Source organism: Nocardia sp. NPDC057353 (assembly GCF_042667085.1).
Taxonomy (GTDB): Bacteria; Actinomycetota; Actinomycetes; order Mycobacteriales; family Mycobacteriaceae; genus Nocardia.
The window spans coordinates 1-26,632 of record NZ_JBHVAK010000063.1 but is presented as its reverse complement, the minus strand read 5'-3'; the positions used below and the strand labels follow the sequence as shown (position 1 = coordinate 26,632).

Here is a 26,632-nt window from a genome sequence, read left to right as displayed (position 1 = left end):
GGCCTACCCCAGCGGGGCGAGAATGGTCTGCCGTCCCGTGACGGCGGCCTGCCGCAGCGCGGGGAGAACGGCCTACCCCAGCGGGGCGAGAACGGCTTGCCGTCCCGTGACGGTGGTCTTCCGCAGCGCGGGGAGAACGGTCTGCCACAGCGCGACAGCGGCCTGCCCCAGCGTGGGGAGAACGGCCTGCCCCAGCGGGGTGAGAACGGTTTCCCGCCGCGCGACGGCGGCCTCCCGCAGCGGGGCGACAACGGCCTCCCGCAGCGCGGCGAGAGCTTGCCGCAGCGCGGCGAGGCGGGCCGCCCGCAGGGCGGGGAGAACGGCCTGCCGGGCCTCCCGCAGCGCGGCGAGAACGGCCTGCCGTCCCGGCAGCCGGGCGCGCAGACCCCGCCGGGACTCCCGCGCCGCAACCCGGGCGCCATGGTGGCCCCGCACGAGCCGGTCCCGCCGAGCATCGCGCTCCCGCGCCGCGCCCCGGCCGCGCCGCCCTCCGGCGAGCAGCCCGAGGTCGGCGCGGAGACCGGCAGGCACAGCAGGGCCAACCCGCAGCGCACCGCGTCGTTCTTCCAGAGCAGGCTGCAGCCCGCCCCCGAGGGCGGCGCCGCGGCGGGCGGTTCGCCGATCTTCGCCGAGATGATGTCGGCCTGGCTCTCCGACCCCGACCCGAGCCGCTCCGAAGCGGCCGCCGCCTTCGAGTCGCCCGGCGACGAGGGCTGGCTGGCCGCGCGCAGGGCCAGCGAGGCGCAGTCGGAGAACCGGACCGCCGCGGGCTTGCCGCAGCGCAGTCCGGGTGTTCGACTCGTTCCCGGCGGCGTGAGCGGCTCGGCGAACCGGACCCCGCCGCGCGATCCCGAAACCATCAGGTCCAGCCTGAGTCGTCACCAGCAGGGTGTCCGGGATGGCCGCGCCATGAAAGCAATGAACCTAACCGGAGATAAAGGAGACCTATGAACCCCGATCTAGGTGGTACGAACCGTCAGCTGGATTGGCTGGTTTCGAACTTCGCCAACGAGGTTCCCGGCGTGGCCCACGCAGTCCTGGTCTCCGCTGACGGCCTACTCATGGCCGCGAGTGCGCAACTGCCCGTCGACCGGGCCGAACAGCTCTCCGCGGTGACCGCAGGCCTGGCCAGTCTCTCGGTCGGGGTGTCGAATCTGTTCGAAGGCGGTACGGTACTGCAATCCGTCGTCGAGATGGAGCACGGCTACCTGCTGCTGATGGCTGTGGGCGACGGGTCGTACCTCGCGGTGCTGACCAATACCTCCTGCGATATCGGCCAGGTCGGATACGAAATGGCCTTGTTGGTGGAGCGTGTGGGCCAGACGGTGCAGGCCACCCCACGCGTCACGATGGGTTCCTGATGGTGGGATGGACATAGACGATCACCGCATGGGAGGCGCCGAGCCCAGTCTCGTTCGCCCGTACTCGCTGACCGCGGGCCGCACGAGGCCTGCGGTCGAGTTGGCGTTGGAGGCACTCGTCGCTTCCCATCCGGTCGCCCTCGAGCGGCAGTTCGAACTGTCCAACATCGAAACGTCCATCGTGGAGTTGTGCAGAGAATCGCCGTCCGTCGCCGAGGTGGCGGCCCGGCTCGGGATACCGATCGGCGTAGCCCGGGTCCTCGTGGCAGACCTCATCGAGGCGGGCCATGTCCGCGTCTCGGCGACTTTGAAAGACGATTCCAGCGACGATGAGCGTCGCGAGCTGATCGAAAGGGTTCTCAGTGGACTCCGGCGTATTTGATTCGACGGCGCAGGTCGACACCCGCACCAGCAAGCCGACGTCGGCGAAGATCGTGGTAGCGGGGGGTTTCGGCGTCGGCAAGACCACCATGGTCGGCGCCGTCTCGGAGATCGTCCCGCTCCGCACCGAGGCGCTGGTCACCAATGCCAGCACCGGAATCGACAACCTGACCGGCATCCCGATGAAGTCCACCACCACCGTGGCCATGGACTTCGGCCGGATCAGCCTCGCCGACGACCTGGTCCTCTACCTGTTCGGCACGCCGGGGCAGTACCGCTTCTGGTTCATGTGGGACGACCTGATCCGCGGCGCCATCGGCGCCGTGGTCCTGGTCGACACCCGCAGGCTGGAGGACAGCTTCGCCGCGGTCGACTACTTCGAGGCGCGCAACCTGCCGTTCCTGGTGGCGCTCAACGAGTTCGACGACGCGCCGCGGTACCCGCTGGAGGACATCCGGCAGGCGCTCGCGGTCCCCGCCGACGTGCCGATCATGTCGATCGACGCGCGGCGGCGGGAGCCGGCCAAGCAGGCGCTGGTCTCGCTCACCGAGTACGCGCTGCGCAAGGTGATGCAGGGCTACTGAGCGCGGCCGCGTGGGCACGTCCGCACGAGAACTGATCGATCGGCTGCTCGACCCCGGCACGTTCGCGAGCTGGGACTCGGCACCCGTTCCGGTCGCGGAATCGCGCGCGTACCGGGCGGAGCTGGCGGCGGCCGCCGCGGCAGCGGGCACCGACGAGTCGGTGCTCACCGGTGAAGGGCTGCTGCGGGGCCGCCGGGTCGCGGTGATCGCGTGCGAGTTCGGCTTCCTGGCCGGCTCGATCGGGGTCGCCGCGGCGGAGCGGATCACCGCGGCGGTCGAGCGCGCCACCGCGCTCGGGCTGCCGCTGGTCGCCTCGCCGACCTCCGGCGGCACCCGCATGCAGGAGGGCACCGTCGCCTTCGTGCAGATGGTGAAGATCGCCGGTGCGGTGGCGGCGCACAGGGCGGCGGGCCACCCCTACCTGGTGTACCTGCGCAGCCCGACCATGGGCGGGGTCTTCGCGTCCTGGGGTTCGCTGGGGCACATGACCTTCGCCGAGCCGGGCGCGCTGATCGGCTTCCTCGGGCCGCGGGTCTACGAGGCGCTGTACGGCGAGCCGTTCCCGGCCGACGTGCAGACGGCGGAGAACCTGTACCGGCGCGGGGTGATCGACGGGGTCGTCGGGCTCACGGTGTTCCGGCGGATCGCCTACCGGGCGCTGAGCGTGCTCAGCGGGGTGGTCGTCCCCGACCGGACCACCGGTAAAGCCGACCGGTTCGTTCCCTCGGCGGCCGAGAGTGCGCCGCCCGCTTGGGAATCGGTGCTCATCTCGCGCAGGCCGGACCGGCCCGGGCTGCGCGACCTGCTGCGCCACGTCACGCACCGGGTGCCGCTGAGCGGGACCGGACAGGGCGAGCACGACCGCACCGTCGTGCACGCGCTCGCCCGCTTCCGCGGACAGCCGTGCATCGTCTTCGGCCACGACCGAGCCGGCTACGGACTCGAGGCGATGGGACCCGCGGCGCTGCGTGAGGCGCGGCGCAGCATGGCGCTCGCGCGGGAGCTCGACCTTCCGCTGGTGCTGGTGATCGACACCGCGGGGGCGGCGCTCTCCAAGGAGGCCGAGGAGCGCGGGCTCGCGCCGGAGATCGCCCGCTGCATCGCCGACCTCGTCACCCTGCCCACCCCGACCGTCTCGCTGCTGCTCGGCCAGGGCGCGGGCGGCGGCGCGCTGGCCCTGCTCCCCGCCGACCGGGTGCTCGCCGCCACGCACGCCTGGCTGGCGCCGCTGCCGCCGGAGGGGGCGAGCGCCATCGTGCACCGGGACACCGAACACGCCGCCGAGCTGGCGGCCGCGCAGCGGATCGGCGCCGCCGACCTGCGCGCCGACGGCGTGGTGGACCGGATCGTGCCCGAGCTGCCGGACGCCGCCGCCGAGCCGGTGGAGTTCGCCCGCAGGACCGTCGCGGTGATCGCGGACGAGCTGGCCGGGCTGCGCGCCGCGCCGGTCGGCGACCGCGCGGCGACCAGGTACCGCCGCTACCGCGGCCTCGGCCTCCCGGACCAGGTGGGCGAACACACCGGAAAGCGTCGTTGACGCTGCGCCGAACCTTTCCTACGGTCGGTTGTGTGACTTTCCGAAGCGATAAGAGCGCTGTACCGACGATCGTCCTGCCCGACGGGAACGTGATCCCGCAACTCGGCTTCGGAGTGTTCCAGGTACCCGCGGACGAGGCGGCCACCGTGGTGGCCAAGGCGCTCGAGGTGGGCTACCGCAGCATCGACACCGCCGCCATCTACGGCAACGAGGAGGGCACCGGCCGCGCCATCCGCGAGTCCGGGCTGCCCCGCGACGAGGTCTACGTGACCACCAAGCTGTGGAACGCCGAGCAGGGGTACGACTCCACGCTGCGCGCCTTCGACGCGAGCATGCAGCGGCTCGGCCTGGAGTACCTCGACCTCTACCTGGTGCATTGGCCGGTGCCGAAGTTCGACCGCTACGTCGACACCTTCAAGGCCTTCCAGGCGCTCAAGGCCGACGGTCGGGTGCGCTCGATCGGCGTCTCCAACTTCACCCCGGCCCACCTGGAGCGGATCATCGCCGAGACCGGCGAGATCCCCGCGGTCAACCAGGTCGAGCTGCACCCGCGGTTCACCCAGGCGCCGCTGCGCTCGTTCCACCAGTCGCACGCCATCGCCACCGAGGCGTGGAGCCCGCTCGGCCAGGGGCAGGTGCTGGACGACCCGGTCATCACCTCGATCGCCAAGCAGCTCGAGCGCACCCCGGCCCAGGTCGTCATCCGCTGGCACCTGCAGCTCGGCAATATCGTGATCCCCAAGTCGGTGACGCCGGAGCGCATCGCGTCGAACTTCGACGTCTTCGGGTTCGAGCTCACCGGCGAGCAGGTCGAGGCGATCAGCGGGCTGAACGCCGACGCCCGCATCGGCGGCGACCCGGACACCCTCACCGCCGGGTTGGAGTAGCCGCGCCGGTCAGCGCTTCCTACCGATACCGAGGTACTCGGTGAGTTCGGCGGCCGCGGCGCCGCCTGCGCGGTTGGCGCCGACGGTGCTGGCCGAGGGGCCGTAGCCGATCAGGTGGATACGCGGGTCGGCGGCGACCCTGGTGGCCAGCCGGCCGTCCATAGTGATCCCGCCGCCGGGCCCGCGCAGCCGCAGCGGGGCGAGGTGGTCGAGCGCGCTGCGGAAGCCGGTGGCCCAGAGGATCACGTCGGCGCGCTGCGTGCGGCCGTCGGCCCAGCGCACGCCGTTCGGTTCGATGGCGCTGAACATGGGGTGCCAGTCGAGGACGCCGCGGGCGCGGGCGGCGCGCAGCCGGTCGTCGAGCGGGAGCCCGGTGACCGAGACGACCGAGCCGGGCGGGAGGCCGCGGCGCACCCGGTCCTCGACCCTGGCCACGGCGGCGCGGCCGTCCTCGGGGGTGAACGGGGTCTCCCGGAAGCGCGGCTCGGTGCGGGAGACCCAGGTGGTGCCGGCCACCGTCGAGATCTCGTCCAGCAGCTGCACCGCGGAGATGCCCGCGCCGACCACCACCACGTGCTGCCCGGCGAACTCGCCGGGCGTGCGGTAGTCGTGGGTGTGCAGCTGCCTGCCGCGGAAGGTCCCCGCCCCGGGATAGTGCGGCACGAACGGGTGCTCCCAGGTGCCGGTGGCGTTCATCAGCCCGCGCACCCGCAGCGTGCCCGCCGTGTCGGTCTCGACGGCCAGCTCGGGCGCGCGGTCGCAGACCACCGAGACCGTGACCGGCCGGTGCACCCGCAGGTCGAAGCGCTGCTCGTAGCGCTCGTAGTAGCGGGGGACGGCGGTGGCGGCGGGCGCGCTCGCGGAGCCGGGCGGCAGGGTCTCGGCGAACTCCATGCCGGGCAGGTCGTGCACCCGGTTCACGGTGCTCAGCGTGAGCGTCGGCCAGCGGAACTGCCAGGCGCCGCCGGGGCCGGGGGCGTGGTCGACGACCAGGAAGTCGTGCTCCGGGCGCAGGCCGCGGCGGCGCAGGTGGTAGGCCGCGGAGAGCCCGGCCTGGCCGGCGCCGAGCACCAGGATGTCGTAGTCGGTCGGCACGGCAGCGATGCTAGCCGCCGACGCGGCGTGATCCGGCTCGCGTGCCGGGGTGGCCGGTGCTCGCTGTGGCAGAGTTGGAGCTGGAAGTGGTCGGTATTCAGCCGGGGAGGACGCATGCTCGGAGTCAACCGCGACGGTGACGTCGTCGGCATCGAACTACAGCGCGAGGATCGCCGGAACGCGCTCAACACCGAACTGGTGATCGCGCTGCGCGAGGCGGTGCTCGCCGCGGTCGCCGACGAGGCGCGCGCCATCGTCATCTCCGGCAGCGGCAAGGTCTTCAGCGCGGGCGCCGACCTCTCCGGCATCTACTCGGAGGACTTCCTGGACGAGCTGATGGCGATGCTGCACACCATCGAGGCCGCGCCGGTGCCGGTGCTCAGCGCCATCCACGGCGCCGCCTACGGCGCGGGGGTGCAGCTGGCGCTCGCGTCCGACCTGCGGGTGGTCGCCCCCGACGCCTACATCGCGATCCCGGCGGCCCGGCTCGGCGTCTCCGTGGACCGGTGGACCGCGCACCGGCTGGCCTCGCTGATCGGCGGCGGCCCGGCCCGCACCGTGCTGCTCGGCGCCGAGCAGATCTCCGCCGCGGACGCCTACACCTTCGGCTTCGCGAACAAGATCGGCACCGTCGCCGACGCGCACACCTGGGCGAAGTCCATCGCCGAGCTCGCGCCGCTCTCGCTCCGGCACCTCAAGCTGGTGCTGAACGACGACGGCACCAGGCAGCCGGAGAACGCGCAGCAGCGCGCCGCGCTCGCCGCCGCGTGGAGCAGCGAGGACGCCGCCGAGGCCAGACTGGCGCGCGAGCAGAAGCGCGCCCCGAGATTCCTGGGACGCTGATGAAGATCCGTACCGCCGCCGCCTTCGGGCTCGCCGCCGCCGGGCTGACCTGGGTGGTCCGCGCCGCATGGGGGCTGCCGTCGGCGCTGGGCGCCGGGGCCACCGCCATCCAGCCGATCGCCACCGGCGCGATCGGCTACCGGGACCGCCGCTTCCACAACACCGAGCCGAGCTCGGCCATCGACCCGCAGGACGGCGGCTCGCTGCTGGTCTCCGCCGTCACCGGGCGCGGGGCCGGGCGGCCGCGCGGCCGGGTGCCGCTGGTCGAGCCGGAGCTGCCGCGGGACGCCGCCGAGCTCGCCGTCACCTGGTACGGCCACGCGACCGCGCTGGTCGAGGTGGACGGCTACCGGGTGCTCGCCGACCCGGTGTGGAGCAACCGGGTCTCGCCGTCCGAGCTGGTCGGCCCGGCCCGGCTGCACCCGGTGCCCGGCGCGCTGGAGGCGCTGCCCGCGCTGGACGCGGTGATCATCTCGCACGACCACTACGACCACCTGGACAAGCCGACCGTGCTCGGGCTGGTCCGCACCCAGGTCGCGCCGTTCGTGGTGCCGCTCGGCATCGGCGCGCACCTGCGGCGCTGGGGCGTGCCGGAGCACCGCATCGTCGAGCTGGACTGGGGCGGCGAGGTCACGCTGCCAGGCCGGGCGGGCGGGCTCACCCTGACCTGCACCGAGGCCAGGCACTTCTCCGGCCGCGGGCTGGTGCGCAACACCACGCTGTGGGCCTCCTGGTCGATCGTCGGCCCGACCCGCCGGGTCTACTTCGGCGGCGACACCGGCTACACCGCGGCCTTCGCCCAGGCGGGTGCGGCCATCGGCCCGTTCGACCTCACCCTGCTCCCGGTCGGCGCCTACGACGTGCGCTGGCGGGACATCCACATGAATCCGGAGGAGGCCGTGCACGCGCACGCCGACCTCAACCGCGGCGACGCGGGGCACGGGCTGCTGGTGCCGATCCACTGGGCCACCTTCAACCTGGCGTTCCACCCCTGGTCCGAGCCGGTGCGCAGGCTTGTTTCGGCGGCCGAGCAGGCGGGCACTCCCATCGCGATTCCGCGCCCCGGCCAGCGGCTGGACCTCGCAACCCCGGCGGCGCTGGATTCGTGGTGGGAGAATGTGGACAAAACAGGCACCAAACCGGAGGAGCAGCGATGAGTTTCGCGGACAATCTCAAGGGCCTCGTCAGCAAGGGCAAGGACGCGGCGGCGAAGAACTCCGACAAGATCACCCAGGCCGTCGACAAGGCCGGTGACTTCGTCGACCAGAAGACCAAGGGGAAGTACAGCAGCCAGATCGCCAAGGGGAAGGAGGCCGCCAAGAAGGCGATCCCGCCGGAGCAGCCCGGCGGCCACCAGCCCGGTGGCCCGCAGTACCCCGGCGGCCCGCGGCCCTGACCTCCGCTCGGGAGCGCCGGTATGGCCCGCCGTGAGTTCGGTGGCGTCCCGGTCGAGCTGAGCAATCTGGACAAGGTGCTGTACCCGGAGTGCGGCACCACCAAGGGCGAGGTCATCGCCTACTACGCGGCCGTGGCGCCGGCGATGCTCCCGCACATCGCCGGCCGCCCGGTCACCAGGAAGCGCTGGCCGAACGGCATCGGCAGCCCCTCCTTCTTCGAGAAGAACCTGGCCGCGCACGCCCCCGCGTGGCTGGACCGCCGCACCCTCGAGCACTCCGACCGCACGGTCACCTACCCGCTGGTCGATTCCGAGGCCGGGTTGGCCTGGCTCGGCCAGCAGGCCTCGCTCGAGGTGCACGTGCCGCAGTGGCGGTTCGACGGCGACGCGCGGGGGCCCGCCACCCGGCTGGTCTTCGACCTCGATCCCGGGCCGGGCGCCGGGCTCGCGGAGTGCGCGCGGGTGGCCTGCCTGGTGCGCGAGCTGGTCGCCGACATCGGGCTGCGGATCTACCCGGTGACCAGCGGCAGCAAGGGAATCCACCTCTACGTCCCGCTGGAGCGGCCGGTCGGCTCGAAGGGCGCCTCCACCGTCGCCAAGCAGGTCGCCACCAACCTGGAGCGGCTGCACCCCGAGCTGGTGACCGCCACCATGGCGAAGTCGGCCCGGCCGGGGAAGGTCTTCCTGGACTGGAGTCAGAACAGCGCGGCCAAGACCACCATCGCCCCCTACTCGCTGCGCGGGCGGTCCGAGCCGAACGCCGCCGCGCCGCGCACCTGGGCCGAGATCGAGGACGGGGACTCCCTGCGGCACCTGCGCTTCGACGAGGTGCTCGCCCGCTACCTGGCCGACGGCGACCTGCTCGACGGCCTGGACGACCTCGGCCCCGACGCGCTGGCCAGGTACCGCTCGATGCGCGACCCGGCGCGCACCCCCGAGCCGGTCCCCGCGGCCCGTCCCGCGCCCGGCGATGGCAACCGCTACGTGGTGCAGGAGCACCACGCGCGCAGGCTGCACTGGGACGTCCGGCTGGAGCGCGACGGCGTGCTGGTCTCCTGGGCGGTGCCGAAGGGGCCGCCGACATCGACCGAGCAGAACCGGCTCGCCGTGCACACCGAGGACCACCCGCTGGAGTACCTGACCTTCCACGGCACCATCCCGAAGGGCGAGTACGGCGGCGGCGAGATGACGATCTGGGACTCCGGCACCTACGAGACCGAGAAGTGGCGCGACGACGAGGTCATCGTCCGGTTCCGCGGCGAGCGGCTGACCGGCCGCTACGCCCTCATCCGGACCAGGGGCAACCAGTGGCTCATGCACCTCATGCGCGAGCAGCCCGCGGGCGCCGAGCTGCCGCGCGGCCTCGCCCCGATGCTCGCCACCCCCGGCGAGGTCGGCGAGATCGACGAGCCGGGTTGGCATTTCGAGACCAAGTGGGACGGCTTCCGGATCATCCTGGAGTTCGACGGCGAGCGGATCACGCTGCGCAGCAGGCGCGGGAGCACGGTGAACGACCGGTACCCCCGAATCGCCGCGCTGGCCGCCGAACTCGCCGGGCACCGGGTGGTGCTGGACGGCGAGGCGGTGGTCTTCGACGAGCACGGCATCGCCAATCTCGCGCTCATGCAGGCGGATCCGGCCGCCGCGGTCTTCGTCGCCTTCGACCTGCTCTTCCTGGACGGCACCTCGCTGCTGCGCAAGCGCTGGACCGACCGGCGCCGGGTGCTGGAGGCGCTGGCCGCGACGGTGCCGGGGCTGCGGGTGCCGCCGCTGCTGGACGGTCCGGGCGCCGCCGCCGTCGCGCACAGCAGGGAGCAGGGGTTCGAGGGGGTGCTGGCCAAGCGCGGCGATTCGGTGTACCTACCCGGCAAACGCGGGCACGCCTGGGTCAAGCAGCGCAACTGGCGCACCCAGCGGGTGGTGATCGGCGGCTGGCGGCGCAGCGAAGCGCGCAGCTTCAAGTCGCTGCTGGTCGGCATCCCGCACGCGGGCGGGCTCTACTACGCGGGCAGGGTCGGCACCGGCTTCGACGAGAACGACCTCGCTGACCTGGCGGAACGCCTGAAGGGGCGGGAGCGCCGCACCCCGCCCTTCGACAATGCGCTCACCGCCGACGAGCGCAGGGAGGCGGTCTGGGTGGAGCCGGAGATCAGCGGCACCGTCCGCTTCATGAACTGGACCGAGGCGGGCAGGCTCTGGCACCCGGCCTGGCTGGGGGCGGACTGAACCGGGTTGCTCTCGGTACGCTGTCGGCCACGGTTGTCTCGACGCGAGGAGCGCACCATGGATTTCAAGAACCTGGCCGACCGGGCGCTGGATCTGGCCCGGCAGAACGCCGACAAGGTCGACGACGTCATCGACAGGACCGGTGACCTGGTCGACGAGCGGACCGGTGGCAAGTACGCCGACAAGGTCGACTCGGCGCAGGACGCGGCGAAGAAGGCTGTGCGCAAGGAGAACTGAACGACGGAGCCCGGCACCTCGCGAGGTGCCGGGCTCCGTTGCGCGCCTGCTCTACTTGGTGGCCCACTGGGTGGTGCCGGGCGGGGCGTTCAGCGTGTTGATCAGGTCGATGCCGGCCATGATCAGCGTCGGGCCGCCCGCGATGATGGTGCCGATGATGCCGCCGATCGCCGCGCCCGCGGTGACGCTGGCGATCACCGTCGGGCCGCCGATGATGCCGGTCAGCCCGATGAGCGCGCCGATCGCGGTGCCGATGAAACCGCCGATGGCGGTGGCGATGCCGAAGTTCGAGAGGAAGGCGTCCTGCGCCCGCAGGTTCTCGATCGGCGAGGCCACCGGGAGCGCCTGCGCGGGCCGGGCCGCCGCCTCGTTCTTCACCGGGGTCAACTCCAGCACCCGGTCCTCCTCGCGCACCGCGTGCGGCAGCGGGTACTCCGTGGCGCCATCCCGGATCGCGAGCGGCAGCGAGACCAGCACGGCGCCGGTCGAATCCTTGATCTCGACGGTCTCGCCCGCGAGCGCGAAGGTGCCGTTCGTGAGCGCGGTGACGACCTTCCCGTCCACCATCTTCACCTCGTACCCGACGTCCGGCGTCGGCGTCTCGGCTTGGGCGACGCCCGCGGCGACGGTGGCGGTGGCGAGCAGCGGCACGACGGCCGCGGCGATTTTGCGCAGAATCATTCCAGAATCCCATCTCCAGCACGTAGTGGTGGCGCACAGCCGCACGACGGATTCCTATCCCCCCGGAGTGCGGAATGGAGCCACGAATCAAGCCTGCTAACAGCTACTCCTGAGCGCAACCGTACCCCGGGTTATGGCGTGCCACACCCGAAACTTCAAGTATGTTTTCGCCCCCCACGGCGGGTGGAGTGGCCCATAGCCGGGCCCTATTTCAGCATGCCGAGTGCTGAACAGGGCGGATGCGTTTCGCGCACGGCGTGTCGGGGACCGATTCGGCGCGTCGCGCCGGCGAACACTGCGCAATCCGCCGCCGCGCTGCCCGTTCGCGATCCGCGATATCTTCTACGGAGCCGGTCGGTGCGGGGGACCGGGGCGGTCACGGGAGGGGACGATGGTACGGATCACGGACTTCATGGGGCGGGTGGGGGAGCTCCTGCCCGGCGACGACCGGGGCGGGGAGTACCTGGGCCGGCGGGTCGGGCAGGTCTTCGACTCCACCGTCGACACCACGGACGCGCAGCGGGAGGCGCAGGACGAGGGGAATCGGGCGCGGGAGCGGATCTACGCGGAGAACGCCGGGCTGAGCTCCGGGTTCGCCGGCGAGTTCGCGCCGCCGGTGCTCGGGCCCGCGGTGCTGGAGAACTTCCTCGGGATGTCGCACGAGGAGATCATGGGGTTCGTGCGCTCGATCCGGCCGGGGGAGATGGCCGAGAGCGTGAGCTCGTGGCGGCAGCTGGCGACCGACACCGCCGGGGCGGCCGCGGCCTTCCGGGACACGATCCTCGGGCTGATCACCGAGGGGTGGACCGGGCTGGCCGCGGCGAGCGCGCAGTCGAAGGTCAGGGAGTACGTCTCCGAGATGGGCGGGCTGGAGCAGGCCGCGAACCTGGTCGCGAACAAGGTGGAGGAGGCGTACTCCGGCTTCAACCAGGTCGTCGCGCAGATGCCGCACCCGCCGGAGCGGCCGGGGTCGATCACCTCGGCGGTGGTGAGCGCCATCCCCGTGGTGGGGTCGGGGGCGAGCGCGGCCATGTCGATGGCGTACGAGGGGCGGTCGGAGAATGCGCAGAACCGGGCGCGCGAGGTGATGGAGACCGTCTACAAGCCGGTCGCCACCCAGTCGGACACGAATGTGCCGCGCATTCCGGGGCCCGCGGCGCCGAGTGCGGTGGATCAGCCGGGTGTCGGGGTGCCGTCGGGCGTGCCGAGCGGGGCCGGGGCGCCGTCCCCCGGGAGCCCGGTGGGCACCGGTGCCCCGGAGGGGCGGGACGAGGAGGGCGCGGCGCCCGGCGAGGAGCCGTCGGTCACCGACGAGACCGGCACCGAGGACGAGGCCACCTCGACCGAGACGACGCCGACCGACACCGAGACCTCCACCGAGCAGCCGACCGGGCAGTCGCCGGACTCGACGGTGCCCGCCGGGACGGTGCCGTCGAGCACCGCGCCGACCGGCACCGACCCGACCCGCACCGACCCCAGCCGCACCGGCACGCCGACCGGAACGGGGAGCCCGGGTTCGCCGGGCACGCCGACGGTGACCCCGGCGCCGGGGCGCAGCATTCCAGGCACCGGGATGCCGGACCAGGCGGCGGCCGCGGCGGCGCGGTCGGCGAACCAGGTCGCGGGGCGGAACTCGATGATGGGGATGCCGGGCATGATGGGCGGCGCGCGCGGCAGGGGCGATGACGACCAGGAGCACCAAGCGCCGGAGTACCTGCGCCGGGTCCAGGAGGAGCTGCTGCCGCAGGACCAGAAGACGGTGCCGCCGGTGATCGGGGGCGAGTGATGCCGCCGAACGCCTGGCGGCTCACCGCGCTGGAGTTCCACGTGGCGTGGCGGGCGATGGATCGCGACCGGCTGCCGTTCCCGCTCACGCTGACCAGCACGGCGGCCACCGAGTTCGAGTTCGAGCAGCAGCGGGCCGCGGCCGCGGGGGCGCTCTACGAGCGGCTGCGGGTGGACGACACCATGTTCCGGGCGCTGCACGCGCTGGTCGAGCCGCTGGTGCGGGTGGAGTTGCTCGGGTACCTGCCCGGCGACCGGCGGCTGCGGCTGAGCGCGGGGATCGACAACGACCTCGGGGCGATCGCCACCCAGGGGGAGGACGGCGGGATCGTGCTCGCCCTGCGGCCGCACGCGCACCTGGTGCGCCGGGTGCTCGCGGTGCTGCCCGAGTGCGCGCCGGGCTCCGGGCCCGGGTTCCGGGCGCACCCGGACGAGCTGCGGCCCGGAGCGGACGGGCTGCGCGGGCGTTCGCACGCGCTGACCCCGCGGGACCAGGCCGTGCGGCTGCTGGAGGGGCCGCACCGCTGCTACACCGAGATCCGGGTCGACACCGGCCCCGCGCTGGACGGGTGGCAGGAGGGCGGTGAGGTGCTGCAGGTGGTCGACCGCGCGGACGGGCGGTACCTCGTCACGCGGACGCACGTGGTCGAGGCGGTGCCCGGAACGCCGGAGCGCCTCGCCGCAGCGCTCGGCACGCGGGTCGAGGCGGCGCTGGAGAGGGCGCGGGAGCCGCTGCGGCGCTGAGCCGTTCGCCCGGCGGGCCGCCGCGTGGGTGCAGGCCATACGCGCCCAGAGGCGCGGGGCAACGGGCGACCCGTAGGCGCGGGCCACCGGGCGGCCTTGCGGGCGCGGAGGCACGGGTGCCCCGCGGGTCGGGGTGTGCGGCCTCGGCTGGCGCCGTCAAGTTTGCGCGGGCCTACAGGGCGAGCGACAGGCCCACCGATCCCGCGCAGACCGCGACGACGAGGGCGATGGCGACGGCGTCGGCACGGCCGGGACGGCTGGGGTGCGCGGTGAGCATGCCGGTGCCGCCGCGCGCGGTGATCGCCTCGCCCAGCTCGGCGGCGCGCCGGGTGGCGACCGCCATGGCGGCGGTGAGGATGTCGACCAGCGGATTGTCCTCGGCGCTCGGCACCAGCCCCGCGCGCGGCCGGAGCCTGCGGGCGGCGCGCAGCACCCGGATCTCCTCCAGCAGCAGCGGCAGGCTGCGCAGGGTGAGCGCGACGACGACGGCCCATTCGTCCACCGGCATCCGCAGCCTGCGCAGCGGCCTGCCGAGCCGGGCCAGCGCGGGCGCGATCTCGCCCATCGGGGTGGTCCAGGCGATCAGGAAGGACGCCGCGAGCAGGATCATGCCGAAGGCGAAGATCTGCAGGAAGCCGAGCACCGCGCGGCTGCCGATCGGCGCGTTGAGCAGGACGCCGAGCAGCACCAGCCCCCAGAACCACCACGGCAGCCGGGGCAGCGTCCGCAGCGGGAGCCGCGCCACCACCCCGATCAGCACCAGGAACACCGCGAGCGCGCCGAGCACCGGCCAGGACGGCAGCACCATGAGCACCAGGCTGATCAGCAGCGCGGCGATCATCTTGGTCCCGGCCCAGAGCCGGTGCACCGGGCTGTCGCCGGGCACCCGGCGGAACAGTACGAGGCTCATCGCTGCCCTCCGTCCAGGCCGAACGCGGTACCCGGCCGCAGCCGCGGCGCCTGCGCGGGCACCGCGTCCCGCGCCGTCTCCGGGATGCGCCCCTGCTCCAGGTGCACGGTGCGGTCGCAGACGGCGGCCATGTCGTCCACGTCGTGCGAGATGACGATCAGCGTGTGCCCGGCGTCGCGCAGCCGGGCGAGCAGCTCGACGATGTCGGCGCGGCCCTCGGGGTCGAGCCCGGCGAGCGGCTCGTCCAGCACCACCACCTGCGGCCCGCTGGCCACGATCGCGGCGAGCACCACCCGCTTGGCCTGGCCGCCGCTGAGCTCCTCGATCGAGCGCGCGGCCAGCGCGCGGTCCAGCCCGACCGCGTCCAGCGCCCGGCCCACCGCGCCGGAGCCCGCGGCGCGGCCGCCCCAGTCCGCGATCTCCTCGCCCACCCGCTGCCGCTGCAGCTGCAGCCTGGAGTGCTGGAAGGCCAGCGCCACCCGCCCGATCTGCCCGCTCACCGGCTTGCCCGCCAGCTCGCAGCGCCCCGAGCTCGGCTCGACCAGCCCGGCCATGATCCAGGCCAGCGTCGACTTGCCTGATCCGTTGCCGCCGACGATGAGCAGCGCCTCGCCGCGGCGCACGGTGAGGTCGATGCCGAAGAGCGCGGGCGCCTCCCACGGGGTGCCGCGGTTGTAGGTGTGCTCGACCCCGTGCAGCTCCAGCACCGGCGGGCCCATCGGCGCGCTGCGGCGGTCGTCGGCCGGGCGGCGCCAGCTGGGCAGGTGCTCGACGGTGCGGCCGCGGGCCAGGTGCACCACCCGGTCGGCGGCCGCCGCGTCGGCTTCGTGGTGCGTGACCAGCACGACCGCCATCGGGTGGCGCTTGGGCAGCCCGCCGAGCAGCGCGACGAGTTCGCGCCTGCCCTGCGGGTCGATCATCGAGGTCGCCTCGTCGGCGATGAGCAGCGCGGGCCGCCTGGCCAGCGCCGCGGCCACCGCGAGCCGCTGCTGCTGCCCGCCGGAGAGCGCCGCCGTCTCCCGCTCGCCGAACCCGGCCAGCCCGACCTCGGTGAGCAGCGCGTCGACGTCGACCTCGGCGGCGCGCTCGGCGGAGAGCCCCCACACCACGTCGTCGGCGACCAGCACGCCCAGCGTCTGGCTCTCCGGCCGCTGCAGCACCAGCGCGGTGCCGCCGAGGTGCCCGAGCCCGGCCGAGCCGGGGCGGGAGACCGCGCCCGCGGTCGGCGGCCTGCCCGCGAGCAGCCTGGTCAGCGTGGACTTCCCGGAGCCGTTGTGCCCGACGACGGCGACGAACTCGCCCTGCGCGACGGTCAGGTCGATGCCGCTCAGCGCGTCGGCGGTCGCGCCGGGGTAGCGGTAGCCCGCGCCGTGCAGCGTGACCGGCAGCGGCGCGATCGGACGGTCGTCGGGCGGGGCGTCCAGCCGGTCCCGGCTCGGCAGCCAGGCCAGCCGGTCCAGCACCGCGCCGAGCACGTACCAGGAGAGCACGGCGGCGGCCAGCATGCCGACCAGCACGCTGCTGCCGATGAACAGCCACCACCAGCGCAGCACCAGCTCGGTCGCGTCGGCGATCCACCGCCCGACCGCCTCGGACCAGGACTGCCTGGCGGTGAGGTTCGCCAGCCCGCGGCTGGTATTGCGGATGGTGGTGAAGAGGAGTTCGCGCAGCGGCGCGAAGAGCAGCAGCGCACCGACCGAGAGCACCGCCCAGACCAGCCCGGCCAGCGTGGCGAGGCCGAGGACCGGGAACAGCCCGCCGCCGCGGCGCTTGACGATGCCGATGATGCCGCCGAGCGTCGCGGTCGCGGCCAGCCCGGTGGCGGGGGCGAGCCCGGCCGCCACGAAGGTCACCAGCGCGCTCGCCACCGCGGCGGTGGCCAGCGCGCGCAGCCGGTAGCGGTGCGCGATCATGCCGAGCGGCACCGCGGCCACCATCTGCAGCGCCGCCGCGAAGGGGACCACCGAGCCGACGGTGATCAACCCGACCGTCATGCCGCCGAGTACCGCCCCCGTCGCCAGCTCGATGGGGCGCAGCGGGCCGTGCGCCTGCGGTGCGGCGCTCGGGGACAGTTCGGTCACGGCACAAGTCTGCCGGCCACGTAGGTCTTGCATCCATGCGCATGTACGCATATTTTTGACCGGTGGGACACGATCACGCACACGGACCAGGGCTCGCACACGCGGAGAGCGCCTCCGCCAAGTACGTGCTTCGGCTCGCGCTGGCGCTCGGCATCGGGCTCGCCGTCATGGTGGCGGAGGGCGCCGTCGCGATCGCCACCGGCTCGCTGGCGCTGCTCTCGGACGCCGCGCACGTCCTCACCGACGTGCTCGGCATCGCCATGGCGCTCACCGCGATCCTCTTCGCCAAGCGCAGCAGGCCGACCTTCAGCCGCACCTTCGGCTACTACCGGGCCGAGGTCTTCGCCACCCTGATGAACGCGCTGCTGCTCTTCGGCGTCGCGGGTTACGTGCTCTACGAGGCCGTTTCGCGGATCGGCGAGCCGCCGGAGGTGCCCGCGGTGCCGGTGCTGGTGGTCGGGGTGATCGGCCTGGTCGCCAATGTCGCCGCCTTCCTGCTGCTGCGCTCCGGCGCCGAGGAGAGCCTCGCGGTGCGCGGCGCCTACCTGGAGGTGCTGGCCGACCTGCTCGGCTCGGTGGGCGTGATCGTGTCGGCGATCGTCACGCTGACCACCGGCTGGCCGTACGCGGACATGATCGTCGGCGTCGCGATCGGGCTGTGGGTGCTGCCCCGCACCTCCGTGCTGGCCAAGCGGTCGCTGCGGATCCTCTTCCAGCACAGCCCGGAGGAGCTGGACGTGGCCGAGGTCGCCGCCGCGCTCGGCGGGATCGATGGCGTCGCCGACGTGCACGACCTGCACGTCTGGACGCTCACCTCCGGCATGGAGGTCGCCTCCGCGCACGTCACCACGGCCGCGGGCTACTCCGGCGACGACGTGCTGCACGCCGCGCAGCACCTGCTCGCCGAGCGCTTCCGGATCGAGCACGCGACGCTGCAGGTGGAGAGCACGGACAGCGCGAAGCGGTGTTCCGAACTCTCCTGGTGAGCACCGATCCGGCCATCCGGCGCACCCGCGCGGCGCCGCGCGGACATAATGTCCGGCGTGGGGCGGGTACTCGATCCGGGAGTCCGTGACTGGAACTTTCCGCGCGGAGTCGCGAGCGTGGCGCTGATGGCGGGCTACGCCGCGGAGCACGGCGTGCCCGCGGCCAGGGTGCTGGCGGGCACCCCGCTCACCCCGGCCGCGGTCCGTGACCCGGACGGCCAGATCGACGCCCGCACCGAGCTCGCCGTCGTCCGCAACCTGGTGCGCGCCTTCGGCGACCACCCGGCGCTCGGCGTTCGGGTCGGGGCGCGGTACCGGATCACCACCTTCGGCATCTTCGGCTTCGCCTGCGTGAGCAGCCCGACGCTCGGCGAGGCGATCGAACTCGCGCTGCGCTACCTGGAGCTGTCGTTCACTTTCTGTATTCCGGTGGCGCACTGGCGCGGCCGGGAGTTCGTCGCGGTGGTGCACGACGAGGCGGTCCCCGCCGACGTGCGGCGCTTCCTGGTCGAGCGGGACGTCACCGCCATGCACCGCATGATGAGCGACCTGATCGGCCGCCCGCTCCCGCTCACCAGGGCCGAGTTCCACTACCCCGCCCCGGCCGACCCGGCGCCGCTGCGCCGCGTCACCGGGGTCGAGCCCGCCTTCGACCGGCCGGAGAACCTGTTCGCCGTCGACCCGCGGGTGCTGGAGCAGCCGCTTCCGCTCGCCGACCCGAGCACCTGGGCCCTCTGCCTGAACCAGTGCCGCGACCTGGTGCACCGCCGCCGGGCCAGGACCGGGATCGCCGCCGAGGTCAGGGCGCGGCTGGTGCCCGGCGACGCCGTCGGCTTCGCCGCGCCGCCCGGAATCGACGCCGTGGCGCGGGATCTCGCCATGAGCACGCGCACCCTGCGGCGCAAGCTCGACGCCGCGGGCACCAGCTACCGCGCACTGCTCGACGAGGTGCGGCACGCACTCGCGGAGGAGATGCTGACCGCGACCCCGCTGTCGGTGAGCGACGTCGCGATCCGCCTCGGCTACGCCGAATCATCCACCTTCATCCACGCTTTCAAGCGCTGGACCGGGGAGACCCCCGCGGTCTACCGGCGGTTGCGGGTCCGGCGCTAGGCGCCCTCGCCGCGACCGCGGCGGCTGCCGGTGTAGGCGATCTCGCGGATCCTGCCCACCGCCTTCGGCACCATGACCACGTTCTGCGGGGCGTTCAGCATGGGGTCGAAGTAGTCGGTGCGCTGCTCGGCGGGCTCGGCGAGGCGCAGTGCCAGGGTGGCGATGTGCTGCTTGGGCACCCCGAGCCCGGAGGCGTAGAGCCGGAAGGTGGCGAGGTTGTCGCGCAGGTGCTCGGCGAGGTCGGTGATCGAGGCCGTTTCCGGCTGGCCCGGGTCGGGCTCGGCGAAGATCCAGATCGGGTTGGAGTTGCCGAAGCGGTACGGCACCAGGCTGCCGTAGCGGGCGCTGCCCCAGCCGCGGGTCAGCGTCACCAGCAACCGGCCCACCAGGCTCTCGCCGGTGGTGGCGAGCGCGAAGTCCCACGGCTTGTCGTCGTGGTCGAGTACCCGGAAGGCGAGGCCGAGGATGTCCGGCCAGCCACTCGGGGTGCCGGTGCCCTTGGAGAGCCGGGCGATCACCGCGCGCTCGCCGGAGCCGAAGAGCGCCTCGAACTCCGGCTCGGCGTGCAGCCTGCCCGCCAGCTCCAGGCCGTCCGGGTGGAAAACGCGGGCGTGCCGCAGCCGGGCGCCGACGGCGAAGGCGCCGCGCAGCGCGGCCGCGGGGAGCTCGGCCGCCTTGGCGACGGGTGCGGGGGTGGTGAGAGTGGGCAGCGTGAGGCTGGGCATGCTCGGGCCTTTCCATCGGAGCGGCAGCGTCGTCGCTGATTCCTCCCCCGATTGCCCCGCGCCCGGAGCGGTAAACGGCGCCGCTCAGTCCGGCTGCACGCTCACCCGGCCGCCCGCCGGGACCGTCCGGAAGTGCGTGACCAGGCGATATGCCCCGTCGTCTGCCCGATCGACGACGTGCAGCGCGTAGCCGGGGTCCGGGGCGTAGTCCATGACGTGGTCCGGTGCGTCCAGCTCCCACTCGCCGCGCAGCACCGAGGCCGTGCTCGGGCCGGTGACCAGCGGCTTGCCCCCGAACTGGGCGGTGATCGGGGAGTGCGCGTGGCCGGTGAGCACCCCGGCGATCCGGTCGCTGCCCGCCACGATGGCGGCCAGCGGCGCCGGGTCGGCGAGCGCGATGGCGTCGACGATGGGGCTGTGCACCCGGACCGGCGGGTGGTGCAGCGCCAGCAGGACCGGGCCGTCGCCGTCGGCGAGGGTGGCGCGCAGCCAGTCGTAGCTCTCGGCGCTGAGCCTGCCGCCCGGCTCGCCGGGGACGCTGGAGTCGAGCAGGACGGCGGTCAGCTCGCCGATCCGGTGCACCTGGTTCAGCGGGGCGTCGGAGGGGGTGGTGCCGAGCAGGTCGGCGCGGAGCGCGGCGCGGTCGTCGTGGTTGCCCGGCGCGAGGAAGAGCGGCAGGTCGGTGCGGAGCGCCTGGGTGGCCTGCGCGTACTGCTCCGGTTTGCCCGCGTCGGTGATGTCGCCGGTGTGCAGGATCGCGGCCGGTGGGCGCCGGAGCTCCGCCAGGTGCGCGAGGACGCGGGCCGCGCGTTCGGCATTGCGGGCGCCGAGATCGAAATGGGTGTCGCTGACCTGAGCCACCAGGATCATCGGCATATCGCCTTCCGCGAAGAGACCGCATCATTGCGTCGGGAGCTGCCCGGAGACCGGGCTCTTCCAGGCTAGAACAGGGGGTGAGCGGGGGACACGGTGAGGTGGGCCACGGTGCGTGAGGAGGTGGTCGGGGTTGCGTGTCACCCGGGGAAGGTGCCCAGCACCTGTTCTGGATCGATGCCGGGCAGCACGGCCCAGAAATCCGGGCCCGGGTCGGCGGTGAGGTCGAGCGGCGCGGGCTCGTAGTCCAGCCGGAGCTTCCAGGAGTGCAGCGCGGTGCGCGGCTCGGTGCCCGCCCGGTCGAAGAGCGGGTCACCGACCAGGGCGTGGCCGATCCAGGCCAGGTGGACGCGGATCTGGTGCCTGCGCCCGGTGATCGGCCGCACCGCGAGGAGCGCGCGCGCACCCGCCCGGTGCACGGTGTGGAAGTGCGTGGTCGACGGGTAGTTCTTGCCCGCGAGGACGTCGCCCTCCGCCACCGACCACCGGTCGCCGGTGCGCTGGATCGCTTCGCGCGGCGCCGCGATCCGCACCCGGTTCTTCCGACCGACCCCGAGCGGCAGCTCGATGACGCCGTTGTCGGGCAGCTCCGCGCCGGTGACCACCGCGAGGTAGGTCTTGGCCGCGGTGCGCGCGGCGAACTGCTTGGTGAGCGGGCCGTGCGCGGCCAGCTCCCTGGCCAGCAGGACCAGCCCGGAGGTCACCTTGTCGATCCGGTGCACCGGGTAGAGCGTCTCGCCCGCCGCCGCGGCGAGCTCGACCAGGTCGGTGTCGTGCCGCTCCCCGGTCACCGAGATCCCGGCGGGCTTGTTCAGCGCCAGGACCGCGTCGTCGGCGTAGAGCAGCGACGCGCGCCGCAGGGTCGCCCAGTCCGCGGTCATCAGCGCCGGTCGCGCGGGCGCAGCACGTGCGGCCGCAGCCGATTGAAGCCGCGCACCCGGACGCTGCGCAGGTGCCGGATGGTGAACTGCGGTTCGTCGGCGAGCGCGCTCGCCGTCGCGTCGTCGATCAGCACCGTCCCCGGCCTGGCGACGCCGGTGAGCCGGGCCGCGATGTTCACCACCGAGCCGTAGAGGTCGCCGAAGCGCTGCAGCGCGGGCCCGTAGGCGACGGCGACCCGCAGGTCCGGCGTCCCGCCGACCATCATGGTCGACTCCTGGACGGCCAGCGCGATCTTCGCCGCCTGCAGCGGCGTCTCGGCGGCGAACATGACCTCGTCGCCCACGTTCTTGATCACCCAGCCGCCGTTCTGCGTGATCGCGGCCGTCGTCGTCGACTCGAACGCCTCCAGCAGCATCCCGAGCTCGTCCGGGTGCAGGTGCCTGGTCAACCGGGTGTACCCGACCATGTCGGCGAACCCGACCGCGAGCGTGCGGGTGCTGTCCTCACTGCCGCCGTTCCCGTCCAGCGAGCGGGTGATCGCCGCCGCCAGGTGCCGCCGCCACGCGTACTTCTGCAGCTCCTCGAACTGCGCCACCGCCGATTCCGTTGCCGCGCGCACACTCTCGGGCGAGCCGTCCGAGCGCTGCAGGATCTCCGACGCCACCAGCTCGGCCTGCCACTCGGCCAGCCGCGCCATGCTCTGCCCGAGCGTGCGGGCCGCCGCCGCGGCCGCCCGCGGATCGGTCTCCTCGAAGACCGCGAGCCCGCGGAACCCGCGCACCGCCGCCACGTCGGCATCGGTGTACTCCACCGCGTCGTCCGCCCCGGCCGGGAAGCCGAGCGCGCTCCACAGCCGCCGCGTCGTCTCCGGCTCGACCCCGGCCCGCTCCGCGACCTTCGTGCGGTCGTAGCGCCGCTCGCCGTCGAGCAGGTACGTCTCGATGATCGCCCGGGCCTGCTCGGAATTCTCGGTGGAGACCATGGGGTAACCCTACGGTGCCGCGCGCCGGGGCCGCGCGGGCTCGTGACAGGTCACTGTCCGGCCCACCAGCGCTCGAGTTCCGCGTCGTCGCCGATGCCGAGCGGTGGCCGGTACCCGTCGCGGAGCGGGAACACGGTGGCCCCCGTCCGGACCGCGATCTCCCGGATCGCGGCGGTGTCCGGGTCGTCGCGCGGGTCGAGCGGGGTGAAGGTGTCCGGGCCGAGCGCGTGCCAGAGCGCGATCAGCTCGATGTCGTTCTGCGTCTCGGCCGCGAGCGCCACATCGTGCACCGCCTCGGCCAGCCGCACCTTCGCGACCGGCGCCGCCTCCGGCACCATCCGCCGCCACAGCGCGGTGCCCGCGTCGCAGTACAGGTACGGCGGGTCCACGTACCCCCGCTCCAGCCACTCGGAATCGTCCGCGCTGTCCGAGAGCGCCGTGAATTCCGTCATGGCGTCCAGCGTTTCGCGGAGCCGCGGATAATCCGGGTGCGCGCTCAGCGGGAACCGGTGCGTGAACCCGTGCTCGAGCAGGATCTCCATCAATTGGAAATGCGTGAACTTGCAGTCCCACTCCGCCTGGAACCCGTACAGCGCGACGAAGTGATCCCGCCACCCCGGCTCACCGGTGGCGTGCAGCGCGCGAACGGACCCCTCGACCAGGTCCTCGATCAGGTGCATCGACACGGAAGAATTGTGCCGGAGCCCGCCGCCCCGATTCGCGGCGGCGGGCGCTACCTCCGGCTACGCCTGGATGACCTCGACCCGCGTCAGCGCATTGAACGAATCGCAGGCCGCCCACGACTGGTTCTGCCCGTACTGCACCGGCCCGTACTTCCAGTACGTGAACGGCACCGGCCAGGCCACGCAGGTCAGCTTCACCTGGTGCCACGTCGGCAGCTCGCAGTTCGCCATTCCGCCGGTATTGAAGATGTTGTAGACGCGGCAGTTCGCCTGCCACACCGGCACGTCGGCCTGGGCGACGCCGCTCCCGGCGAGCACAGCGGCGCCGGTAGCGATAGCGACGAAAGTGCTGGCGGCGAGCCGCTTCACAGAACGCATGGTCGAACCTCCTGAGTCGATGTTGCCTGGAAGATCGCTAGGGGTTCTCAGATGTTACTCAGGAACGTCATGAACGGCGCGCATTGCGCGTTGCCGAGTGTGAACTGGAAACGGCCCGCGTTCCACCGTCGCTATCGCGGTGTATCCGAGCGGAATGCAGCTCGGGAATCGCGGTCACGCTTCCCCGCCGCACCGCTTCTCGAGCTCTGCCCGGACCTCGGCCATGTCGAAAGTAGCGTCCGAGTCGAAGTCCACCCTGGACTGCCGGAGATCCGCCAGGGTCCGGCTGTCACTCAGGATCTCCAGCGTTTCGTACTCCGCGACAGAAATCAGCGCCAGGTCGATATCAGTGACGGGGATGATCTCCATGAGTTCGTAGTCTGGCAGTTCGCTCATTGTTGCGCCCTGAAATCTGGCTGGCTCTGGGCCGGAGGCCTTTTTGAAGACTCGGATCGGAGCGGGCTGTGACGCCCCATGCAGCGCTCGACGACATCTAGGCCAGCACGGAACATCTGGCACCCCGCGCCTCCGTCGCGCATCTGGCACAGCGGGGCTGACGGAGGCGAGGTGTGGAATTCGGGGCCGGTCAGGTGCGCGCGAGCGTGTCGCCGCGGCCGAGCGCGGCGACGACGTCGGCCAGTTCGTCCACGCCGCGGGCGGCGCGGATCTCGGCCGCGAGCCGGGCGGCGGCGGTGCGGTAGCGCGGGGCGGCCAGGATGCGGCGGACGGCGCGGCGCAGTTTCGCCGGGCGCGGCCTGCCGGTGCGCAGGTCGATGCCCGCACCCGACCAGGCCACCCGGGCGGCGACCTCCGGTTTGTCCTCGCTGGCACCGGCGACCACCAGCGGAACGCCGTGCGCGAGTGCGTAGTGCACCCCGCCGTACCCGCCGTTCGTGACGAACACGTCGACGTGCGGGAAGAGCCGGTCGTAGGGCAGGTACTCGGCGGCCCGCACATTGTCGGGCAGCGGGCCCAGCTCCGCGACCGGCCGCCCGCCGGTGGTGACCACCACCAGCACGTCGTCCGCCGCGAGCGCCTCGATGGCGGGCCGGACGAGCGCGGTCGGGTCGGTATTGGCGATGGTGCCCTGGGTGACCAGCACGACCGGGCGGTCCCCCTCGAGCTCCGCCCACCAGTCCGGGAGCTCGCCACCGGTGGCGGGCGGAATGATCGGCCCGGCGAAGCGGATCGGCACCGTCGCGTCCGGCCGCGGGTACTCGAACCCGGGCACCGACAACTGGACGACGGCGTCGACGGTGCGCAGCAGGTCGAGGACGAAAGCCCCGGCGTCGCGGCCGTGAATGTCGCGGAACACGCCGTCCAGCTCGGCCTGCACCGGCGCGAACAGCCGCCCGACGACCCCGCGCAGCAGCGCGTTGCGCGGCCGGTTGAGCGGCCCCTCCCACGGCCGGATGCCGAGCCCGAACGGCGCCACGTGCGCGGAGGAGAGCGGCAGCGGCAGCACCCCGGCCACGAGCACCGGCGGCCGCTCGGCGCGGTCGTGCCCGGCCAGCAGCACCGCGCCCATGAAGGTCGGGTCGGCCAGCACGACGTCCGGCGGTGCCGCGGCGGCGAGGGTGAGTTCGCGCAGTGCCGCGTACTGCGCGCGGGCGGGCACCAGGAAGGTCTGGGCGATGTCGTAGCGCAGCCCGGCGATTCCCGTCGGGCGATCCGGGTTGGCTTCGGCGAGCGTCCGGTCGTCGTAGTCGGCGTCCGCGGGCAGCGGCACGAACTCGCTGCCGGTCCCGGCGACTGCGTCCGCGAACCGCGCCCCGGTCAGCACGGTCACCCGCTCCCCGCGCCGCACGAGATCGGCGGCGATCCCGAGCATCGGCGTCACGTGGCCGTGGATGGGGACGCTGGCAAGCAGGTAGTGCGGCATGGGCTTCCTTCGTTCTCCGGGAGCGGTCGGAGGAATATGGCCGCTGGACGCCGTCGGCGTTTCACTTCGGGGGAAAGCTGACGGCGGCCCGGGGGCTCGCAAGATGCAGCGCGGGCGGGTCTGCGCTATGGCGTACTCATTGCGTACGAGCAGGGTTCGGTGGGTAGCTGCCGAAATCGGCGGAGGTCCTGAACTGCGATTACGCGTGTGCCCTCGGCAGGACACGCAGAACATGGGCAACTGTAAAACGCCTGGTCATCGCCGATTCATATTTGATCTAACGCTTCAGGGTTGAGCGGTACGGGCTGATTCCCGGTTTTCGATGGGTGATTCAGCTGAGATCTGCGTTGGGTTATTGCCAGACGAGGAGGGTGTGTGTAACGGGGGTGATGGGGCTGGGTTGTGTGGTGCCGGTGATGTGGAGGGTGTGGGCTCCTGGTGGTGGGGGTGGGTAGGTGAGGTGGGCTTGGTTGTTGTGGATGCGTGGTCGTTGGGTGGGGTGTGTGGGGGTGCCGTTTTCGGAGATGAGGTGGGCTTGGATGGCGGGGGTGCGGTGGTCGCCGGGTTCGATGTCGATGGTGGCGGTGAGGGGTTCTCCGGCGAGTAGGAGTTCGGGTGCGGTGATGCGGATGGGGATGGGTGTGGTGGCGCGGCGGCGGACGGGTGCGGTGAGGATGGATTCGATTTCGTCGAGGACGCCGGGGTGGTTTTGGAGTGCGCCGTGTGTTTCGACGATGCGGCGGACGCGGTTGGTGTCGGGTGTGAGGTCGTGGCGGAGGGCGCCTGCGAGGGGGACGGTGGCGTCGCCGTAGTCGTTGTCGCCGTCGATGGTGTCGAGGGGTTCGAGGCGTTGTTGGTCGTAGCGGAGTGTGGTGGGGGTGGTTTGGCGGATGCCGATGATGGCGTGGGTGGTGTCGAGGCTGGCGGGGCGGTTGTTTTCGGCGGTGGTGAGTTGGTGGTGGAAGGTGAGGCCGTCGGTGAGCATGCGGGTGTCGAGGTCGGGGAGGGTGATTTCGTCGAGTCGGTGCAGGGTGCCGTTGTCGTGGATGCAGGCGTAGTCGGGCAGGAGTTGGTGGGTGGAGGGGAGGCTGCGGGCGAAGGTGGTGAGGTCGATGCCGATGGGGCCGATGCCTTTTCGGACGCCGTTGACGAGTTGGTCGACTGTTTTGGCTGCGCCTCGGTAGGGGGTGCCGATGGTGATCAGCGCTTTGGTGTGTTCGTGGCCGCCGTGGTGTTCGATGTACCAGCGGGCGATGAGCCCGCCCATGGAGTGGCAGATGAATGTGGGGGACTGCTGCATGGGTTGGTGACATCTGATCTGTGGTGCCGTGGGGCACTGCTGGAAGGATGGACACCGTGCCCAAGCCCTATCCCCGAGAG

General features: G+C 72.7%; 27 protein-coding genes and 1 pseudogene. 15 read left to right on the top strand and 13 right to left on the bottom strand.

The window, feature by feature from the left end:
- The 6 genes and pseudogenes from ACFUUZ_RS26310 to ACFUUZ_RS26285 form a co-directional block, all read left to right on the top strand.
- A pseudogene (locus ACFUUZ_RS26310) lies at window positions 1-951 on the top strand (histidine kinase); the annotation flags it as partial.
- A complete protein-coding gene (locus ACFUUZ_RS26305) occupies window positions 948-1,361 on the top strand; it encodes a roadblock/LC7 domain-containing protein (protein WP_011207200.1) in 414 nt (137 codons plus the stop codon). The pseudogene ACFUUZ_RS26310 and the gene ACFUUZ_RS26305, both read left to right, overlap by 4 nt.
- A gap of 7 nt (window positions 1,362-1,368) precedes the next feature.
- Window positions 1,369-1,743, top strand: coding sequence for a DUF742 domain-containing protein (locus tag ACFUUZ_RS26300; protein WP_067647090.1), 375 nt, complete (start codon window positions 1,369-1,371; stop codon window positions 1,741-1,743).
- The gene (locus ACFUUZ_RS26295) at window positions 1,724-2,326 is read left to right on the top strand and encodes an ATP/GTP-binding protein (protein WP_174552782.1); all 603 of its coding nucleotides are present in this window, start codon (window positions 1,724-1,726) and stop codon (window positions 2,324-2,326) included. The genes ACFUUZ_RS26300 and ACFUUZ_RS26295 overlap by 20 nt, the downstream gene beginning before the upstream one ends.
- Before the next feature lie 10 nt (window positions 2,327-2,336).
- Window positions 2,337-3,863 (top strand): carboxyl transferase domain-containing protein, encoded by a 1,527-nt coding sequence (locus ACFUUZ_RS26290; RefSeq protein WP_378700710.1) that lies wholly within the window; start codon window positions 2,337-2,339, stop codon window positions 3,861-3,863.
- 32 nt (window positions 3,864-3,895) lie between these two features.
- Window positions 3,896-4,750 carry an aldo/keto reductase gene (locus ACFUUZ_RS26285; protein ID WP_378700708.1) on the top strand — a complete coding sequence of 285 codons (855 nt, stop codon included), beginning with the start codon at window positions 3,896-3,898 and terminating at the stop codon, window positions 4,748-4,750.
- 9 nt (window positions 4,751-4,759) lie between these two features.
- Here ACFUUZ_RS26285 and ACFUUZ_RS26280 read toward each other — a convergent pair whose 3' ends face one another.
- Window positions 4,760-5,845, bottom strand: a complete 1,086-nt coding sequence (locus ACFUUZ_RS26280; RefSeq protein ID WP_378700706.1) for an NAD(P)-binding domain-containing protein — start codon at window positions 5,843-5,845, stop codon at window positions 4,760-4,762.
- Window positions 5,846-5,959: 114 nt separating this feature from the next.
- Between ACFUUZ_RS26280 and ACFUUZ_RS26275 the strand changes: the two genes are divergently transcribed.
- Genes ACFUUZ_RS26275 through ACFUUZ_RS26255 form a run of 5 tightly spaced genes read left to right on the top strand, consistent with a single transcriptional unit; the run spans window position 5,960 to window position 10,547 of the window.
- Window positions 5,960-6,688 carry an enoyl-CoA hydratase gene (locus tag ACFUUZ_RS26275; RefSeq protein WP_378700704.1) on the top strand — a complete coding sequence of 243 codons (729 nt, stop codon included), beginning with the start codon at window positions 5,960-5,962 and terminating at the stop codon, window positions 6,686-6,688.
- Entirely contained in the window at window positions 6,688-7,845 is a 1,158-nt protein-coding gene (locus ACFUUZ_RS26270; protein ID WP_378700702.1) for an MBL fold metallo-hydrolase, read from the top strand. The genes ACFUUZ_RS26275 and ACFUUZ_RS26270 overlap by 1 nt, the downstream gene beginning before the upstream one ends.
- Window positions 7,842-8,084 carry an antitoxin gene (locus ACFUUZ_RS26265; protein ID WP_378700699.1) on the top strand — a complete coding sequence of 81 codons (243 nt, stop codon included), beginning with the start codon at window positions 7,842-7,844 and terminating at the stop codon, window positions 8,082-8,084. Before ACFUUZ_RS26270 ends, ACFUUZ_RS26265 begins: the two co-directional genes overlap by 4 nt.
- 21 nt (window positions 8,085-8,105) lie before the next feature.
- Window positions 8,106-10,310, top strand: coding sequence for an ATP-dependent DNA ligase (locus ACFUUZ_RS26260; RefSeq protein ID WP_378700697.1), 2,205 nt, complete (start codon window positions 8,106-8,108; stop codon window positions 10,308-10,310).
- Between the two features lie 57 nt (window positions 10,311-10,367).
- The gene (locus ACFUUZ_RS26255) at window positions 10,368-10,547 is read left to right on the top strand and encodes an antitoxin (RefSeq protein ID WP_378700695.1); all 180 of its coding nucleotides are present in this window, start codon (window positions 10,368-10,370) and stop codon (window positions 10,545-10,547) included.
- 51 nt (window positions 10,548-10,598) lie between these two features.
- On the opposite strand, the gene ACFUUZ_RS26250 is transcribed toward ACFUUZ_RS26255, so the two are convergent.
- Window positions 10,599-11,228, bottom strand: coding sequence for an ammonium transporter (locus ACFUUZ_RS26250; protein ID WP_378700693.1), 630 nt, complete (start codon window positions 11,226-11,228; stop codon window positions 10,599-10,601).
- Between the two features lie 391 nt (window positions 11,229-11,619).
- On the opposite strand from ACFUUZ_RS26250, the gene ACFUUZ_RS26245 reads away from it, so the two are divergent.
- Both ACFUUZ_RS26245 and ACFUUZ_RS26240 read left to right on the top strand, forming a co-directional pair.
- Window positions 11,620-13,014 carry a PPE domain-containing protein gene (locus tag ACFUUZ_RS26245; RefSeq protein ID WP_378700691.1) on the top strand — a complete coding sequence of 465 codons (1,395 nt, stop codon included), beginning with the start codon at window positions 11,620-11,622 and terminating at the stop codon, window positions 13,012-13,014.
- Window positions 13,014-13,757, top strand: a complete 744-nt coding sequence (locus ACFUUZ_RS26240; protein ID WP_378700689.1) for an ESX secretion-associated protein EspG — start codon at window positions 13,014-13,016, stop codon at window positions 13,755-13,757. The genes ACFUUZ_RS26245 and ACFUUZ_RS26240 overlap by 1 nt, the downstream gene beginning before the upstream one ends.
- 172 nt (window positions 13,758-13,929) lie before the next feature.
- Here the strand turns inward: ACFUUZ_RS26240 and ACFUUZ_RS26235 are convergent, their stop codons facing one another.
- Together ACFUUZ_RS26235 and ACFUUZ_RS26230 are read right to left on the bottom strand one after the other, a co-directional pair.
- Complete coding sequence (locus ACFUUZ_RS26235; RefSeq protein WP_378700687.1) at window positions 13,930-14,667, bottom strand: CbiQ family ECF transporter T component; 738 nt, start codon at window positions 14,665-14,667, stop codon at window positions 13,930-13,932.
- Entirely contained in the window at window positions 14,664-16,661 is a 1,998-nt protein-coding gene (locus ACFUUZ_RS26230) for an ABC transporter ATP-binding protein (RefSeq protein WP_378700728.1), read from the bottom strand. The genes ACFUUZ_RS26235 and ACFUUZ_RS26230 overlap by 4 nt, the downstream gene beginning before the upstream one ends.
- Window positions 16,662-16,810: 149 nt before the next feature.
- Here ACFUUZ_RS26230 and ACFUUZ_RS26225 point away from each other — a divergent pair, with 149 nt between their 5' ends.
- Window positions 16,811-17,734, top strand: a complete 924-nt coding sequence (locus ACFUUZ_RS26225) for a cation diffusion facilitator family transporter (RefSeq protein WP_378700685.1) — start codon at window positions 16,811-16,813, stop codon at window positions 17,732-17,734.
- Between the two features lie 126 nt (window positions 17,735-17,860).
- Window positions 17,861-18,847, top strand: coding sequence for an AraC family transcriptional regulator (locus tag ACFUUZ_RS26220; RefSeq protein ID WP_378700725.1), 987 nt, complete (start codon window positions 17,861-17,863; stop codon window positions 18,845-18,847).
- Here the strand turns inward: ACFUUZ_RS26220 and ACFUUZ_RS26215 are convergent.
- From ACFUUZ_RS26215 to ACFUUZ_RS26175, 9 genes are all read right to left on the bottom strand, one after another.
- Entirely contained in the window at window positions 18,844-19,572 is a 729-nt protein-coding gene (locus ACFUUZ_RS26215; RefSeq protein WP_378700683.1) for a phosphodiesterase, read from the bottom strand. The two genes, ACFUUZ_RS26220 and ACFUUZ_RS26215, sit on opposite strands and share 4 nt — an antisense overlap.
- An 84-nt stretch (window positions 19,573-19,656) precedes the next feature.
- Window positions 19,657-20,442, bottom strand: coding sequence for a metallophosphoesterase (locus ACFUUZ_RS26210; RefSeq protein ID WP_378700680.1), 786 nt, complete (start codon window positions 20,440-20,442; stop codon window positions 19,657-19,659).
- A gap of 143 nt (window positions 20,443-20,585) precedes the next feature.
- Window positions 20,586-21,326 (bottom strand): RluA family pseudouridine synthase, encoded by a 741-nt coding sequence (locus tag ACFUUZ_RS26205; protein WP_378700679.1) that lies wholly within the window; start codon window positions 21,324-21,326, stop codon window positions 20,586-20,588.
- Window positions 21,326-22,309: an adenylate/guanylate cyclase domain-containing protein gene (locus ACFUUZ_RS26200; protein ID WP_378700676.1), complete on the bottom strand. Its 984-nt coding sequence runs from the start codon at window positions 22,307-22,309 to the stop codon at window positions 21,326-21,328. Before ACFUUZ_RS26200 ends, ACFUUZ_RS26205 begins: the two co-directional genes overlap by 1 nt.
- A 50-nt stretch (window positions 22,310-22,359) precedes the next feature.
- Entirely contained in the window at window positions 22,360-22,995 is a 636-nt protein-coding gene (locus tag ACFUUZ_RS26195) for a hypothetical protein (RefSeq protein ID WP_378700673.1), read from the bottom strand.
- 57 nt (window positions 22,996-23,052) lie between these two features.
- On the bottom strand, window positions 23,053-23,370 hold the full coding sequence (locus ACFUUZ_RS26190; protein ID WP_378700670.1) for a hypothetical protein: 318 nt from the start codon (window positions 23,368-23,370) through the stop codon (window positions 23,053-23,055).
- 174 nt (window positions 23,371-23,544) lie between these two features.
- The gene (locus ACFUUZ_RS26185) at window positions 23,545-23,766 is read right to left on the bottom strand and encodes a hypothetical protein (RefSeq protein WP_378700667.1); all 222 of its coding nucleotides are present in this window, start codon (window positions 23,764-23,766) and stop codon (window positions 23,545-23,547) included.
- A gap of 190 nt (window positions 23,767-23,956) precedes the next feature.
- The gene (locus ACFUUZ_RS26180; protein WP_378700664.1) at window positions 23,957-25,252 is read right to left on the bottom strand and encodes a glycosyltransferase; all 1,296 of its coding nucleotides are present in this window, start codon (window positions 25,250-25,252) and stop codon (window positions 23,957-23,959) included.
- Window positions 25,253-25,604: 352 nt separating this feature from the next.
- Window positions 25,605-26,552: a hypothetical protein gene (locus tag ACFUUZ_RS26175; RefSeq protein WP_378700661.1), complete on the bottom strand. Its 948-nt coding sequence runs from the start codon at window positions 26,550-26,552 to the stop codon at window positions 25,605-25,607.
- Window positions 26,553-26,632 lie beyond the last annotated feature (80 nt).